15 protein-coding genes are annotated in these 14,079 nt (G+C 68.2%); 9 read left to right on the top strand and 6 right to left on the bottom strand.

All coding sequences use genetic code 11. The features are described 5' to 3' along the window. Positions 1-13: 13 nt before the first annotated feature. Positions 14-817 (bottom strand): chorismate mutase, encoded by an 804-nt coding sequence (locus tag N177_RS04415; protein WP_023431042.1) that lies wholly within the window; start codon positions 815-817, stop codon positions 14-16. Positions 818-999: 182 nt separating this feature from the next. On the opposite strand from N177_RS04415, the gene metX reads away from it, so the two are divergent. Next, positions 1,000-2,172, top strand: coding sequence for a homoserine O-acetyltransferase MetX (gene metX / locus N177_RS04410; protein WP_023431041.1), 1,173 nt, complete (start codon positions 1,000-1,002; stop codon positions 2,170-2,172). Further along, entirely contained in the window at positions 2,172-2,837 is a 666-nt protein-coding gene (gene metW, locus N177_RS04405; protein WP_023431040.1) for a methionine biosynthesis protein MetW, read from the top strand. The genes metX and metW overlap by 1 nt, the downstream gene beginning before the upstream one ends. A gap of 31 nt (positions 2,838-2,868) precedes the next feature. On the opposite strand, the gene N177_RS21595 is transcribed toward metW, so the two are convergent. Both N177_RS21595 and N177_RS04400 read right to left on the bottom strand, forming a co-directional pair. Beyond that, entirely contained in the window at positions 2,869-3,024 is a 156-nt protein-coding gene (locus tag N177_RS21595; RefSeq protein ID WP_023431039.1) for a hypothetical protein, read from the bottom strand. A 105-nt stretch (positions 3,025-3,129) separates the two neighbouring features. Next, positions 3,130-4,089, bottom strand: a complete 960-nt coding sequence (locus N177_RS04400; protein ID WP_023431038.1) for a tyrosine recombinase XerC — start codon at positions 4,087-4,089, stop codon at positions 3,130-3,132. Between the two features lie 95 nt (positions 4,090-4,184). On the opposite strand from N177_RS04400, the gene N177_RS21590 reads away from it, so the two are divergent. Genes N177_RS21590 through N177_RS04390 form a run of 3 tightly spaced genes read left to right on the top strand, consistent with a single transcriptional unit; the run spans position 4,185 to position 5,071 of the window. Continuing rightward, positions 4,185-4,340, top strand: coding sequence for a hypothetical protein (locus tag N177_RS21590; protein ID WP_160170909.1), 156 nt, complete (start codon positions 4,185-4,187; stop codon positions 4,338-4,340). Positions 4,341-4,379: 39 nt separating this feature from the next. Continuing rightward, positions 4,380-4,658, top strand: coding sequence for a FitA-like ribbon-helix-helix domain-containing protein (locus N177_RS04395; protein ID WP_023431036.1), 279 nt, complete (start codon positions 4,380-4,382; stop codon positions 4,656-4,658). Next, entirely contained in the window at positions 4,652-5,071 is a 420-nt protein-coding gene (locus N177_RS04390) for a type II toxin-antitoxin system VapC family toxin (protein ID WP_023431035.1), read from the top strand. Before N177_RS04395 ends, N177_RS04390 begins: the two co-directional genes overlap by 7 nt. A 69-nt stretch (positions 5,072-5,140) precedes the next feature. Here the strand turns inward: N177_RS04390 and fsa are convergent, their stop codons facing one another. Continuing rightward, positions 5,141-5,794, bottom strand: coding sequence for a fructose-6-phosphate aldolase (gene fsa, locus N177_RS04385; protein ID WP_023431034.1), 654 nt, complete (start codon positions 5,792-5,794; stop codon positions 5,141-5,143). 104 nt (positions 5,795-5,898) lie between these two features. Between fsa and N177_RS04380 the strand changes: the two genes are divergently transcribed. Continuing rightward, positions 5,899-8,055 (top strand): primosomal protein N', encoded by a 2,157-nt coding sequence (locus N177_RS04380; RefSeq protein ID WP_040485155.1) that lies wholly within the window; start codon positions 5,899-5,901, stop codon positions 8,053-8,055. Here N177_RS04380 and N177_RS21585 read toward each other — a convergent pair. Both N177_RS21585 and N177_RS04370 read right to left on the bottom strand, forming a co-directional pair. Next, a complete protein-coding gene (locus N177_RS21585; protein ID WP_023431032.1) occupies positions 8,042-9,271 on the bottom strand; it encodes a tetratricopeptide repeat protein in 1,230 nt (409 codons plus the stop codon). The two genes, N177_RS04380 and N177_RS21585, sit on opposite strands and share 14 nt — an antisense overlap. Positions 9,272-9,442: 171 nt before the next feature. Beyond that, positions 9,443-10,723 (bottom strand): tetratricopeptide repeat protein, encoded by a 1,281-nt coding sequence (locus tag N177_RS04370; RefSeq protein WP_023431031.1) that lies wholly within the window; start codon positions 10,721-10,723, stop codon positions 9,443-9,445. Between the two features lie 313 nt (positions 10,724-11,036). Between N177_RS04370 and N177_RS04365 the strand changes: the two genes are divergently transcribed. Genes N177_RS04365 through N177_RS21295 form a run of 3 tightly spaced genes read left to right on the top strand, consistent with a single transcriptional unit; the run spans position 11,037 to position 14,053 of the window. Further along, positions 11,037-11,597: a F0F1 ATP synthase subunit delta gene (locus N177_RS04365; RefSeq protein WP_040485136.1), complete on the top strand. Its 561-nt coding sequence runs from the start codon at positions 11,037-11,039 to the stop codon at positions 11,595-11,597. Then, a complete protein-coding gene (atpA, locus tag N177_RS04360) occupies positions 11,597-13,129 on the top strand; it encodes a F0F1 ATP synthase subunit alpha (protein WP_023431028.1) in 1,533 nt (510 codons plus the stop codon). Before N177_RS04365 ends, atpA begins: the two co-directional genes overlap by 1 nt. A 36-nt stretch (positions 13,130-13,165) precedes the next feature. After that, positions 13,166-14,053 (top strand): F0F1 ATP synthase subunit gamma, encoded by an 888-nt coding sequence (locus N177_RS21295; protein WP_023431027.1) that lies wholly within the window; start codon positions 13,166-13,168, stop codon positions 14,051-14,053. Positions 14,054-14,079 lie beyond the last annotated feature (26 nt).

Below are 14,079 nucleotides of genomic sequence, written 5' to 3'. Positions count from 1 at the left end.
TGACCGGAGAGTGCTAGAGCTTCGGCAGGGCGTAGAGCCGGCCGACGGGAGCGGCGTTCGTCAGGAGGTCGTGGAGCGCCGAACCGGTCGCGGAATCCCGCAGAGCCCCGGCGTCCTCATAGGCGACGAGGCTGCGGTCGCCCGCCCGGCACAACGGATGGATGCCTGCCGCGTCGGTCGGCGCCGCCACGGCGTAGACGCCGAAGGGCGCGTCGTCGATCTCGATGCCGCTCGAGCCCAGAACGAGCGCGGGCGCCACACCGAGCTCGCCGGCGGGCACGAGGAGCGGCAGCGCCGTCACGACCTTGATCGGCGCACCGGGCTCCGCGAGCGGGCGCCACCAGGGTTCCGCGCCGTCGCCGTCGAGCGGCACGACGACGAGGTCCGTTCCGCTCGCGGCCGCCGCCGCGATCGCCTCGCCGACCGAGCCGTGATCGACGAGCTCGGCCGAGAATCCGAAATGGAAGCGCAGCGTGTCGCGCGTGCCGGGCCGCGTGGCGTTGGGGGTGTGCACCTTGAAGCTCGCCTGCGCCTGGGTGAAGGTGCCGATGATCTCGCGCCAGACATGCTCGACGGTCGAGAGGGGCAGCGTGCCCGAATGGCGACTGGCCAGTCGGCGCAGCATATCGACCTCGCGGCCGGGCCGGAAGGCGACGCCCGACGCCTGCGTGCGCTTCGCCGCGACCAGCCTGTCGATCACCTCGCCGCGGCGCATGAGAAGCCGGTGCATCTCCGCGTCGATCTCGTCGATCTGGTCGCGCAGAGCCGCGAGCTCCTCTGCGTTCTGGGGATCGGCGAGGGCGGTATTGGTCGGCACCGGCTGAAGCCTTCTAGCGGGAGGGTGAGCGGGATGGCGAAGCCCGGCAGTCATACGGAAGCGGGAGGCCGAAATCAAAAGAAACGTTGACCTCGCGCGGCTGCGTCCTTAGCTACTTTGCACCCTTGCAGAACCTTCGTCCAAGGGGCGGCCGCACGGTTCGCGGCCATCCGGCTCGGAAGATGAACGAAGTCGTCACCTCCCTCACCGCGGCCGCGCGCCAGCTCGAGGCGCCGGACAGCGCCGTCCTGAAGCTCGCGCCCGAGGACTGCCTCGAGTTCGAGGCGGGGGCACGGCTGGGCGGGCTCTCGATCGCCTACCAGACCTATGGCGAGTTGAACGCCGCGAAGTCGAACGCCATTCTCGTCTGCCACGCGCTGACCGGCGACCAGCATGTCGCGAACGTCCACCCCGTGACGGGCAAGCCCGGCTGGTGGCAGATCCTCGTCGGGCCGGGCAAGCCGGTCGACACCGACCGGTTCTTCGTGATCTGCGCGAACGTCCTCGGGGGCTGCATGGGCTCGACGGGCCCCGCCTCGATCAATCCCGAGACGGGGGAACCGTGGGGTCTCGACTTCCCGCTGGTGACGATCCGCGACATGGTCTCGGCGCAGGCACGCCTGGTCGATCATCTGGGCATCGACACGCTCTTCGCCGTGATCGGCGGCTCGATGGGCGGCATGCAGGTGCTCCAGTGGGCGGCGAGCTATCCCGAGCGGGTCTTTGCCGCCGTGCCCATCGCCACCGCCGCACGCCATTCCTCGCAGAACATCGCCTTCCACGAGGTCGGCCGACAGGCCGTGATGGCCGATCCGGAATGGTGCGGCGGCCGTTATCTCACGAAGGGTTGCCGGCCAACCAAGGGCCTCGCCGTCGCCCGCATGGCGGCGCACATCACCTATCTCTCGGACCCTGCGCTCCACCGCAAGTTCGGCCGCAACCTGCAGGACCGCGAACAGTTCACCTTCGGATTCGACGCCGACTTTCAGATCGAGAGCTATCTGCGCCACCAGGGCATGAGCTTCGTCGACCGGTTCGACGCGAACTCCTACCTCTATTTGACGCGGGCGATGGACTATTTCGACCTCGCGGCCGAGGCCGACGGCAAGCTCGCCAACGTCTTCATGGGCACGAAGTCGCGCTTCTGCGTCGTCTCCTTCACGAGCGACTGGCTGTTCCCCACGGAGGAGAACCGCAAGATCGTGCACGCGCTGAACGCCTCCGGCGCCAGGGTGAGCTTCGTCGAGGTCGAGAGCGACAAGGGCCACGACGCGTTCCTCTTGAACGAGCCCGTGATGTTCGACGCGATCTCCGGATTCCTGGACGGCGCCTGGCGCGTGCGCAGCGGGGCGTGATGACCGATCTCGTTCACGCCAGCCCGCGCCACCCGACGCCGGAGTTTCCCGACCGCATAGACCTGCAGCTCGTGGCCGAGATGATCGAGCCGGGCGCGCGCGTGCTCGACATCGGCTGCGGCGACGGCCAGCTCCTTCTCCTGCTCGAAACGACGCGCGGCGTCGACGGCCGGGGCATCGAGCTCAGCCAGGCGGGCGTGAACGAATGCGTCGCGAAGGGTCTCGCCGTCGTGCAGGGCGACGCCGACCACGACCTCGTCGACTATCCGGCGAACGCCTTCGACTATGTCGTGCTGAGCCAGACGCTGCAGGCGACCTACGATCCGCGGGGCGTGCTGGAGCATCTCTTGCGCATCGGGCGGCGGGCGGTCGTGTCCTTCCCGAACTTCGCCTACTGGCGCCTCAGGTGGCAGATCCTCTTCAGGGGACGCATGCCCGTCAGCTCGCACCTGCCCTGCACCTGGTACGAGACCCCGAACATCCATTTCTGCACGATTCGCGACTTCGTCGCGCTCGTCGACGAGATCGGCGCGACGGTCGTGCGGTCGGTCACGCTAGACGGCAGCGGCAACCGGCTGCCGGCCAACCTCCCCCTGCCCCTGCGCAACACTCTGGGCGAGCAGGCGGTGTTCCTCCTGGAGCGGGGGCAGAAGGGGAAGGGCTGAGGCCGGCGCGGACCGGCCCCAGCCCGCCCGGTCAGTTCTGCTTCGGGGTCTGCGCGTCCGGAGACTGGATCTGCGCCGTCGTCATTGGCTTCGTCTCCTTCTGGGCCGTGTGGCCGCTGTAGCAGTCGGCCGAGGCGGCACCGGCGAAGGCCACGAGCGCCGTCGCGGCGAGGATGGTGCGGATCATGTCTGGCTCCTCTGGATGCGCCCGGAGCAATCCAGGCGATCGGTGAAATGCTAGCACGGTATGCCGCTGCGTCACGGGGCCTCACCGGCTTGTGAACGCGGGGGCTCAGGCGCGCGGATGCGCCGCGAGATACGCCTCCATCAGCCGCGCCTCGTCGACCTCGGTGTAGAGCTGCGTCGTCGACAGGCTCGCATGACCGAGGAGCTCCTGTATCGCGCGGAGGTCGCCGCCGGCGGCGAGCAGGTGCGTCGCGAAGGAGTGGCGGAGGGCGTGTGGCGTCGCGCTGTCGTGCAGTCCCAAGGCGCCGCGCAGTTCCGCCATGCGGCGCTGGACGATGCGCGGGTTGAGCGGCCCGCCCTTCGCGCCGACGAAGAGAGGATCGCCGGCCGCGAGCCGGTAGGGGCAGCGCTCGAGATAGTCGCCCACCGCCTCCGAGATCGCCGGCAGCACGGGCACGAGGCGGGTCTTGCCGCCCTTGCCGAGGATGCGCAGCACGTCGTCCCCGCCGGGCAAAGGCGCCTCCTTGCGCAGGAGGCCGAGCGCCTCGGAGATACGCAGGCCGCAGCCGTAGAGCAGCGAGAAGACGGCCACGTCGCGGGCGGCCATCCACGGCTCGGCATCGGCGAGGAGGTCGGCGCACTGCGTCAGCCGCGCCGCGTTCTCCGGCGTCAGCGGTTTCGGGAGGGTCCGCTTCTTCTTCGCGCCGCGCACGACGCCGAAGGCGGGGCTAGCCGGACGTCCCGTCCGTTCGAGATGCGCCGCGAAGCCGCGCAGGGCGGCGAGGCTGCGGCCCAGCGTCCGGGCACCGACCCCGCGGTTGCGGCGCGACGCCATGAAGGCGCGCACGTCCATCGGCGTCAGCCCCGCGAAGTCGTCGAGGCGCGGCGGCTCGCCCAGGTGCCCCTGCAGGAAGGCGAGGAACTGCCGGAGATCACGCGCATAGGCCTCGAGCGTGTTCGCCGCCAGCCGCCGCTCGCCGGCCAGATGCGCGAGCCATTCCCGCACCGCCGCCTCGAGATCGGGCGCGGCGTGGAAGAGGGCGGGCGGGGCGTCGGTGTCGGTCATGCGGGGTTATTCATTTGGCCACGAGAACCATGCTCGGCGATTGCCGTGAACGCATGGTTTAATGCGCTATGGCGCCGCCGGTGGAGGCAAGGATCATGAAGGCAAGCGAGTTCGAGCCAAGGTTCAACGAGGCCGAAGACATGAGCGACCATATCGACTGGTCGAGAGCACGCCGCCCGGACCTCGACCCCAAGCACACCCGAAGCCGGGACCGCGCTCAGAGTCAGGATGAAGAAGCCGGCTTCCGGTGACGCATTGCCGGCCAGACACGGCATACATACACTCCAGCCATGCATAAGTCGCGCGACACGCACAATACGACCACGCTGACGATCAGGCGGATCGAGCCCCGCTTGAAGGCCTCGCTGCGTCGCCGGGCCGACCGTCACGGGCGCTCGATGGAGGCCGAGCTCCGGGCGATCCTGCAGGAGGCGTTGGCTTCCGAAGACGAGGAGGTCGGCCTAGCCACAGCGATCCGGCGCCGCATGGCGGAGATCGGCGGCGGCGTCGACCTGCCGGAGCCCGAACCGCTGCCGCAGCGCGATCCGCCAGATTTCAGCGAGTGGTAATCCTCGACACCAACGTCCTCTCGGAGCTCATGCGGCCGGTGCCGGAGCAAGTTGTCGCGGCGTGGGCTGACAGCCAGCCTCGACGATCGCTCTATACCGCCACGATCGTCCAGGCCGAGATTCTCGCTGGTGTGGCGACCCTTCCCAAAGGACAACGTCGCCAACTCCTGGAGCAGCGGGTTCGGGCGATCTTCGACGAGGTGTTGTCGGACCGAGTCCTCCCTATCTCGGAGGGAGCGGCGAAGTGCTACGCGCAGATATATGCGGTCCGGCGCGACCTCGGACGGCCGATCTCGATGCCGGATGGCTTCATCGCCGCGGTCGCCATGGAGCATGGCGCTACCATAGCCACACGCGACACAGGCGGATTCGAGGGACTGGGCCTTCAGCTGATCAATCCCTGGAGAGCCTGAGCGGCGCACCCGAATGCTCCTGCCCCCAGCCCGCGGATCGAGCTGCAGCGGACCTCTCCCCTCGTTACCTCACAGGATCGTCTGCCCCGTCTTCTTCCAGTCGGCGAGGAACGACTCGATCCCCTTGTCCGTCAGCGGGTGCTTCACGAGGGCGCGGATCGTCGCCGGCGGGACGGTCGCCACGTCGGCGCCGAGAAGCGCGCACTGCTTCACGTGGTTGACGGTGCGGATCGAGGCGGCGAGAAGCTCGGTCTCGAACCCGTAATTGTCGTAGATCTGGCGGATCTCGGCGATCAGTTCCATTCCGTCGAGGCCGATATCGTCGAGGCGTCCGATGAAGGGCGAGATGTAGCTCGCACCCGCCTTCGCGGCGAGGAGCGCCTGGTTGGCGGAGAAACAGAGCGTGACGTTGACGTCGATGTCGTCCTCGCGAAGCGCGGCGCAGGCCCGCAAGCCCTCGAGCGTGAGCGGCACCTTCACGACGACGTTGTCGGCGATCTCCGCGAGCTTGCGTCCCTCCTCGATCATCCTGTCCGCCTCGAGCGCGGTCACCTCCGCGGAGACCGGGCCGTCGGTGATGTCGCAGATCTCCTCGACGACCTCGAGGAAGTTGCGGCCGGCCTTGGCGACGAGCGAGGGGTTCGTGGTGACGCCGTCGATCAGGCCGATCTCGGCGAGCGAGCGGATCTCCTCGACGTCGGCGGTATCTACGAAGAACTTCATGAGGCGTGCTCCCTTCTGTCCCGTGCGGAACGAGGTGGTATACGAATCCGGTGCCCTCTTTATCGTATCCGGCCGTGCTTGACAGTCCCGCCGACAAGCCCCCCCTGCCCCGCACCGTGAACGTGCTGGTGACGGTCGCGCTCGAGCGGACCTACACCTATGCCGTTCCCGACGGCTTGTCGCTCCGGGTCGGCGACGTCGTGGTGGTGCCGTTCGGGCCCCGCCTCATGCTCGGCGTGGTCTGGGAGGGTGTGCCGGAGCCGATTGACGGCAAGAAGCTCAAGGCGGTCGAGCGCAAGCTCGACGGCCACCTCGACGCGACGATGAGGCGCTTCGTCTCCTGGGTCGCCGACTACACGGTGACGCCGCCGGGCCAGGTCCTGCGCATGGTGCTGCGGGTGCCGGGCGCCCTCCTGCCCGAGAAGCCGGTCCTGGCGCTGAGGCTCGCGGGTCCGCCCCCCGACCGCCTGACGGAGGCGCGGCGGCGCGTGCTGGATGTCTTGGGCCACGGCGAGGCGCGGACGAAGGCAGCGCTGGCCGAGGCGGCAAGGGTGTCGACCTCCGTCGTCGATGGGCTCGTCGAGGCCGGCACGCTGCGGCAGGTGGAGCTGCCGCCCGAACCGCTCGTCCCCCCGCCCGACCCGGACCGGCCGCACAAGGCACTGACCGAGAGCCAGGAAGAGGCGGCGGAGGCCCTGTCGGGGCCGGCGGCCGAGGGCGGCTTCGAGGTGACGCTCCTCGAAGGCGTGACAGGCTCGGGCAAGACCGAGGTCTATTTCGAGGCGGTGGCCGCGGCCCTGAAGGCCGGCCGGCAGGTGCTCGTGCTCGTGCCTGAGATCTCGTTGACGGGACAGTTCCTGGAGCGGTTCGAGGCGCGCTTCGGCGCCCGCCCCGCCGAGTGGCACTCCGACGCGACGCCGAAGGCCCGGGAGCGCACCTGGCGCGGCGTCGCGAGCGGCGAGGTCCGCGCCGTCGCGGGCGCGCGCTCCGCGCTCTTCCTGCCGTTCCGGGAGCTCGGCCTGATCGTCGTCGACGAGGAGCACGACCCCGCCTACAAGCAGGAGGACGGGGTGATCTACAATGCCCGCGACATGGCGGTCGTGCGCGGCATGCTGTCGGAGATCCCGGTCGTCCTCTCCTCGGCCACGCCGTCCGTCGAGAGCCGTGCGAACGCCCAGAAGGGCCGCTATCGCCACATCACGCTCCACGAGCGCTTCGCGATGCCGATGCCGGACATCACGGCGATCGACATGCGGACCGAGGGCCCCGAGCGCGGCCGCTGGCTCGCGCCGGCGCTCGTGAAGGCGATCGCCGAGGAGACGGGGCACGGGCGGCAGGCACTCCTCTTCCTCAACAGGCGCGGCTACGCGCCGCTGACGCTCTGTCGCAAATGCGGCTACCGCTTCGAGTGCCCGAACTGCTCGGCCTGGCTCGTCGAGCACCGCTTCCGCGGCACGCTCGCCTGCCACCATTGCGGCTTCGAGACCGGGCGGCCGGACAAGTGCCCCAACTGCGCCGCAGAGCACAGCCTCGTGCCCTGCGGGCCCGGCGTCGAGCGCGTCGCCGAGGAGGCGATGTCGCTCTTCCCCGACAGGCGCGTCCTCATATTGTCGAGCGACGTGGTGGCGAGCCTCGCCGACCTGCGCGAGCGGTTCGCGGTCGTCGAGCGGGGCGAGGCCGACATCGTCATCGGCACGCAGCTCGTCGCCAAGGGCCACAACTTCCCGCATCTGTCGGTGGTCGGCGTCGTCGACGCCGATCTCGGCCTCGCCTCGGCCGACCCTCGGGCCGCCGAAAGGACGTTCCAGCTCCTCCAGCAGGTGACGGGGCGCGCCGGCCGTGGCCTGCACGAGGGCCGCGCCTTCGTGCAGACCTTCGAGCCGAGCCATCCCGTCATGGCGGCGATCGTCTCGGGCGACAAGGATGGCTTCTACGAGCGCGAGCTAGAGGCACGCGCCCGCCAGGGCCTGCCGCCCTTCGGCCGCCTGGCCGCCCTCGTCGTTTCGGCGAACGCACGGGAACAGGCGGTGGCGCATGCCAAGGCGATGGCGCTGGCGGTGCCGTCGGGTGACGTCCGGGTTCTGGGTCCGGCAGACGCGCCGCTCGCGGTCATCCGGGGACGGCACCGGCTTCGCTTCCTCGTCAAGGCGCCGCGCGGCCTCGACATGGCGGCCTTCATCCGCGCCTGGCTCTCCGCGTCGCCGAAACCTGCGGGCAACGTCCGGGTGTCTGTGGATATCGACCCCGTCAGCTTTCTGTAGCCGACCGGACCGCCCTCTCTGCCAGTCGGGCCTTCAGCCGGACGAGGCGGGGGTGCTTGGGGGCGATGGCCTCCGCTTCCGACACGAGACGCAAGGGCTCGTCCGAGGACGGATCGACATGCAGCAGGGCCTGTGCGAGACCGACCATCGCGCCGGCGTGGCGGGGCTCGAACTCGAGCGCCTTGCGGTAGGCCTGTGCCGCGACCTCCGGCTGGCCGTGGAGCATATGCTTGTCACCGACGGCGAATTGGGTAAGTGCCTGCTGCTGCTTCAGGGCCGCTCTCAGCTTCTTGATCATGGCGCCGAAGGAGCGGCCGATCAGCTCGAGTTGCGCCTCGGAGAAGAGGTAGTCGGGGGCGGCCGACCTCTCCCGCCCCGGCGCCACGTCGTGCCGGTAGCGGTGCTCCGGCTCCACCAGGGCGTTCACCTCGGCAATGCAGGGACCGAGCCTCTGCCAGAAGGCCTCCTGTGCGGCGATCGAGGGACGGATCTCGTCCGCGGTAATGTCGGGCAGTTTCTCGCACAGCGGGTCGGACAGGAGCGGACTTGACGCGCCGAGCCAGGCGTTGAGGGCCCTCTGGAGAGTAAGTTCTCCGGCCGTTAGCGAGCGGTTGACCTGGCGCGCCGCCGGCGGCTCGAGAAGAGTCTCCGAAACACCCAGCCACTCCGCCGTCTCCCGCAGGAGCGAGCCACGCACCCGGCTGTAGTTGCGGACGATGGCGCGGATATTTGCTATCTCCCGCAGAGCAACAAGCGTGTCGCGCACGCGAACCGGCTTGTCGTACCGGGAGGCATAGTCGTCGATGGACATGGTGGAGCCGTGCCGTTTGACGGCCTGCTGGTAGTCCGATGCCACCTGTTCGATGGGGTCCCGAATGAAGAGGAGCACCTCGATCGCATCTGCGCCAGCCGCCGTGGCCCAGTCCGCGACCTCCCTCCGTCCGGCAGGAGCGAGGAGGTGCTCGAACAGATGCTCGCCGCTGAACAGAATCGCGTGGCACCCCGCCGGGACCTCGTCCGGCGCGACTTCATGCCTCATGAGCATGCGGCCATTGCCGGAGGTGATGCCTCCGGAAGCTGCGAGTTGCAGATCGGGAGGAGGAGGATACCAGATCCCGGCACACTCGAGCGAACGAACACTCCTCGCCAGAGACGCCTGGATGTAGCTCGAGCCGGTCTTGGAGTGCCCGACATGGAGATAGAGGGTTCGTGGCATGGCCCCCGGCTCGCCTCCCAACGCTCGAACTGCGCTTCGTGCGCCGGCAACTTCACACGGTCTGGAGGCACGTTCAATCGCCCGGCCTCGGACTCGCGAAGACAACCTTCTCGGATGTAGAGGACCCGCGCCCGCGGACACTATCCGGGGCGACAGTGGATGTTGCTCTGGTCAGCTTTCTTCAACGAGGTTGGGGCCGGCCGCCGCCGCATTGAGCTTCCGGTCGCGGGCCGGCGAACCGGCGCGCCTCGCCTGCGACAGCTTCGCCTTCAGGCGGGCCAGGCGCGGATGGTTCGGCGCGAGCGCCTCCGCCTTGGCCGCGAGACGGGCCGGTTGCGCGACGGCTCCGTTGAGCTGGAGGAGGGCCATCGCCAGGCTTATGGTGGCATCCACGTTGCCGGAATCGAACTGCAGTGCTTTCCGGAAGCTCTCGGAGGCTCGATCCGGATGGCCCGCATTCGCCTGCTTGTCACCGATCGCCAGATGGGTGAGCGCGCGCTGGCGCTGGAGCATGCTTCGCAGCTTCTCTATGGTGTCGCCGAACGACCGACCGATCACCTCGATCTGCGCGTCGGTGAACAGATAGTCCGGCGCCCCTGGCCTTTCCCTGGCGGGACCCAGATCGGCCCGGTAATGATGCTCGGCCTCGAGCTGGGCGTTGACCTCGTTGATGAATGGCTCAAGTCGCCGCCAGAAGCTTTCCTGCGCCGCCATCGAGGGGCGCATGTCGTCGGCGGCGATATCCGGCGTCAGCTCGCAGAGCGGGTCGGACAGGATCTTGCTGGACGGCCCCACCCGCCCGTTGAGAACCCTCTGGAGCGCGAGCTCTCCTGCGGTCAACGACCGGTTGACCTGCTCTCGGGGCGGCAGTTCGAGGAGGCTCCGGTCGATGCCGAGCCAGGCCGCCGTGACCGGCAGAAGCGAGCCTCGCACGCGAGAGTAGTTGCGTACCGTCACACGGACATTCGACATCGCGCGCAGACCCGCGAGCAAATCGCGCACGTCCTTCGGCATCTGCTGCTTCGCGGAGAACTCGTCGAGCGAGATTGTCGTGCCGTGTCGCTTGACCGCCTGCTGGTACGACGAGGCGAGTTGCTCGATCGGGTCCCGGATGAAGAGCAGCACCTCGATCGACCCGGCGCCGGCTGCCGTCGCCCAATCGCGCACAGCCTGCCGATTGTCGGCGTCCAGCAGGTGCTTGAACAGGCGTTCGCTGCTGAAGAGGATCGCCTCGCAGTCGGCAGGTGCTCTGTCGGCAGGAATCTCGTTGCCCACGAGCATGCGGCCGTTCCCCGAAGAGATGCCGCCGGAAGCGGCCTTATCGGCGTCCGGTGGAGAGGGATACCAGATGCCCGCCTCCTCCAGAGAGCGGCGACTCTTCGCGAGGGAGGCCTGAATATAACTGGAGCCGGTCTTGCCGTGCCCGATGTGAAGATAGAGCGTGCGTGCCATATACCCTCGCCTGAACAAGACGACTCGATCTTGCACCGCGGGGATGGACGTTCAAAGCCATCACCAACGGTCTCTCAGTTCATTCCGCCGGTGCTCTTCAACCCGATGCGCCAGGCTTCGACAAGTCCCACCGCTGCGGATCACCTCGTGTTGCACCGCCTAGGGGAGTGTGCTAGGTGCTCCGGCGGTTTCAGGGGGGCGTCCGACGCTAGCGGACCCCCCGGTCAATCAAGACATTCCGTTCTCGGGACGCGCGCATCTTACCTACGCCGTTCGATGGGTTGCGCCCGAGAGGCATCAGAGAGCAGGACGGGTGAACGGAGAAGAAACTCTCGTATCCGGCGTGGCCGGTCGTTACGCCACGGCGCTGTTTGATCTGGCCGCCGAGGAAGGCGCCATCGATCAGGTGGCGTCGGACATGAACGAGATCGGCCGCATGCTGGGCGAGAGCGACGATCTCATGCGCCTCGTGCGCAGCCCGGTCTACTCGGCCGAGGACCAGCGGCGGGCCTTCGGCGCGGTGCTTCAGAAGGCCGGCATCGGCGGGATCACGGCCAACTTCGTGAACCTCGCCGCGCGCAACCGCCGCCTCTTCGCCCTGCCCGAGATGGTGCGCGCGTTCCGCGCGATCGTCTCCCGGCACCGGGGCGAGGTCTCGGCGGAGGTCGTGACCGCGCAGGAGCTCACCGAGGAGCAGGCCACGTCGCTCGCCGCCGCCCTGAAGGAGGCGGTCGGGCGCAGCGTGAATCTCTCCCGCAAGGTTGACGCCTCCCTCATCGGGGGCATGGTCGTGCGCGTTGGCAGCCGCATGATCGACACATCCCTCAAAACGAAACTGAACGGGCTACGTCTCGCGATGAAAGAGGTCGGCTGATGGACATTCGGGCCGCAGAAATCTCCGCGATCCTCAAGGATCAGATCAAGAATTTCGGTCAAGAAGCCGAAGTCTCCGAAATCGGACAGGTGCTCTCCGTCGGTGACGGCATCGCGCGCGTCTACGGCCTGGACAACGTCCAGGCCGGCGAGATGGTCGAGTTTCCGAACGGCATTCAGGGCATGGCCCTGAACCTCGAGACCGACAATGTCGGCGTCGTGATCTTCGGCTCCGACCGCGAGATCAAGGAAGGCGACACCGTCAAGCGCACGGGCGACATCGTCGCCGTGCCGACGGGCAAGGGCCTTCTCGGCCGGGTGGTCGACGCGCTCGGCAACCCGATCGACGGCAAGGGCCCCATCGACTCCGCCGAGCGCAAGCCGGTCGACGTGAAGGCACCGGGCATCATTCCCCGGAAGTCGGTGCACGAGCCGATGGCCACCGGCCTCAAGGCGATCGACGCGCTGATCCCGGTCGGCCGCGGCCAGCGCGAGCTGATCATCGGCGACCGCCAGACCGGCAAGACCGCGATCGTGCTCGACACGTTCCTGAACCAGAAGCCGCTCAACGCTTCGGACGACGAGAGCCAGAAGCTCTACTGCGTCTATGTCGCGATCGGCCAGAAGCGCTCCACCGTCGCGCAGTTCGTGAAGACGCTCGAGGAGCGCGGCGCGCTCGAGTACTCGATCATCGTCGCGGCGACCGCGTCCGACCCGGCGCCGATGCAGTATCTCGCGCCGTTCACCGGCTGCACGATGGGCGAGTTCTTCCGCGACAACGGCATGCACGCCGTGATCGCCTATGACGACCTGTCGAAGCAGGCCGTCGCCTACCGCCAGATGTCGCTGCTCCTGCGCCGTCCGCCCGGCCGCGAGGCCTATCCGGGCGACGTCTTCTACCTGCACTCCCGCCTGCTCGAGCGCTCGGCGAAGATGAGCGACGAGCGCGGCGCCGGCTCGCTGACGGCCCTGCCGATCATCGAGACGCAGGCGAACGACGTGTCGGCCTACATCCCGACGAACGTGATCTCGATCACCGACGGGCAGATCTTCCTCGAGACGGACCTGTTCTACCAGGGCGTGCGCCCGGCGCTGAATGTCGGCCTGTCGGTGAGCCGCGTGGGCTCGGCGGCGCAGACGAAGGCGATGAAGCAGGTCGCAGGCAAGATCAAGGGCGAGCTGGCGCAGTACCGCGAGATGGCGGCGTTCGCGCAGTTCGGCTCGGATCTCGATGCCACCACCCAGCGCCTCCTCAATCGTGGTGCGCGCCTGACGGAGCTTCTGAAGCAGCCGCAGTTCTCGCCGCTGAAGATGGAAGAGCAGGTCGTGGTGCTCTATGCCGGCGTGAACGGCTATCTCGACCCGATCCCGGTCTCCGCCGTCAACCGCTACGAGGCCGAGCTTCTGCGCTTCGTGCGCGACAAGCACGCCGACCTTCTCGACACCATCCGGACCGAGAAGGCCCTGAGCGACGAGTCGAGCGAGCGGCTGAAGCAGGCCGTCGACGCCTTCTCCAAGTCGTTCCAGGCCTGAAGCCGAGACGGCGAGCGAAGGGGAAAGACGGCATAGATGGCCAGCCTTAAGGACCTCAGGAACCGCATCGCCTCGGTGAAGGCGACGCAGAAGATCACCAAGGCCATGCAGATGGTGGCCGCGGCGAAGCTGCGCCGCGCCGAGTCGGCGGCGGCTGCGGCCCGCCCCTATGCCGAGCGCATGGACGAGGTGCTCGCGGGCCTCGCCTCCTCCACGAAGGGCCAGCCGGGGACGTCGCCGCTCCTAGCCGGCACCGGCAAGGACGACGTGCACCTGCTCGTCGTCATGACGGCGGATCGCGGCCTGTGCGGCGCGTTCAACTCGTCGATCGTCAGGCTCGCCCGCCAGCACATCGACCGCCTGATCGGCGAGGGCAAGCAGGTGAAGATCCTCTGCGTCGGCCGCAAGGGGGCCGACCAGCTTCGCCGCCAGCACCGCGACAAGATCATCGACGTGATCTCGTTCCGCGACGCCAAGACGATCGGCTTCGACCATGCGAAGCAGGTCGGCGACCGCGTCCTCGCCATGTTCAACGACGGCGAGTTCGACGTCGCGACGATGTTCTACTCCCGCTTCCGCTCGGTGATCAGCCAGATCCCGACGGCGCAGCGTCTCGTTCCGGCGGAGATCGCCGAGACGGAGACGGGCGGCGAGGAGACCGGCGCGAGCGCGCTCTACGAATACGAGCCGGACGAGACGGAGATCCTCGACGATCTCCTCCCGCGCAACGTGGCGGTCCAGGTCTTCCGCGCGCTGCTCGAGAACGGCGCATCCGAGCAAGGTGCGCGGATGAGCGCAATGGACTCCGCGACGCGCAATGCCGGCGAGCTGATCGGCAAGCTGACGCTCCAGTACAACCGCACGCGTCAGGCGCAGATCACGACCGAGCTTACGGAAATCATCTCCGGCGCCGAAGCCCTCTAAAGGGCCTCTCGACCGGATACCATGAC

It is taken from the genome of Lutibaculum baratangense AMV1 (assembly GCF_000496075.1).
Classification (GTDB): Bacteria; Pseudomonadota; Alphaproteobacteria; order Rhizobiales; family Tepidamorphaceae; genus Lutibaculum; species Lutibaculum baratangense.
This window is presented reverse-complemented; position numbering and strand designations above follow the sequence as displayed.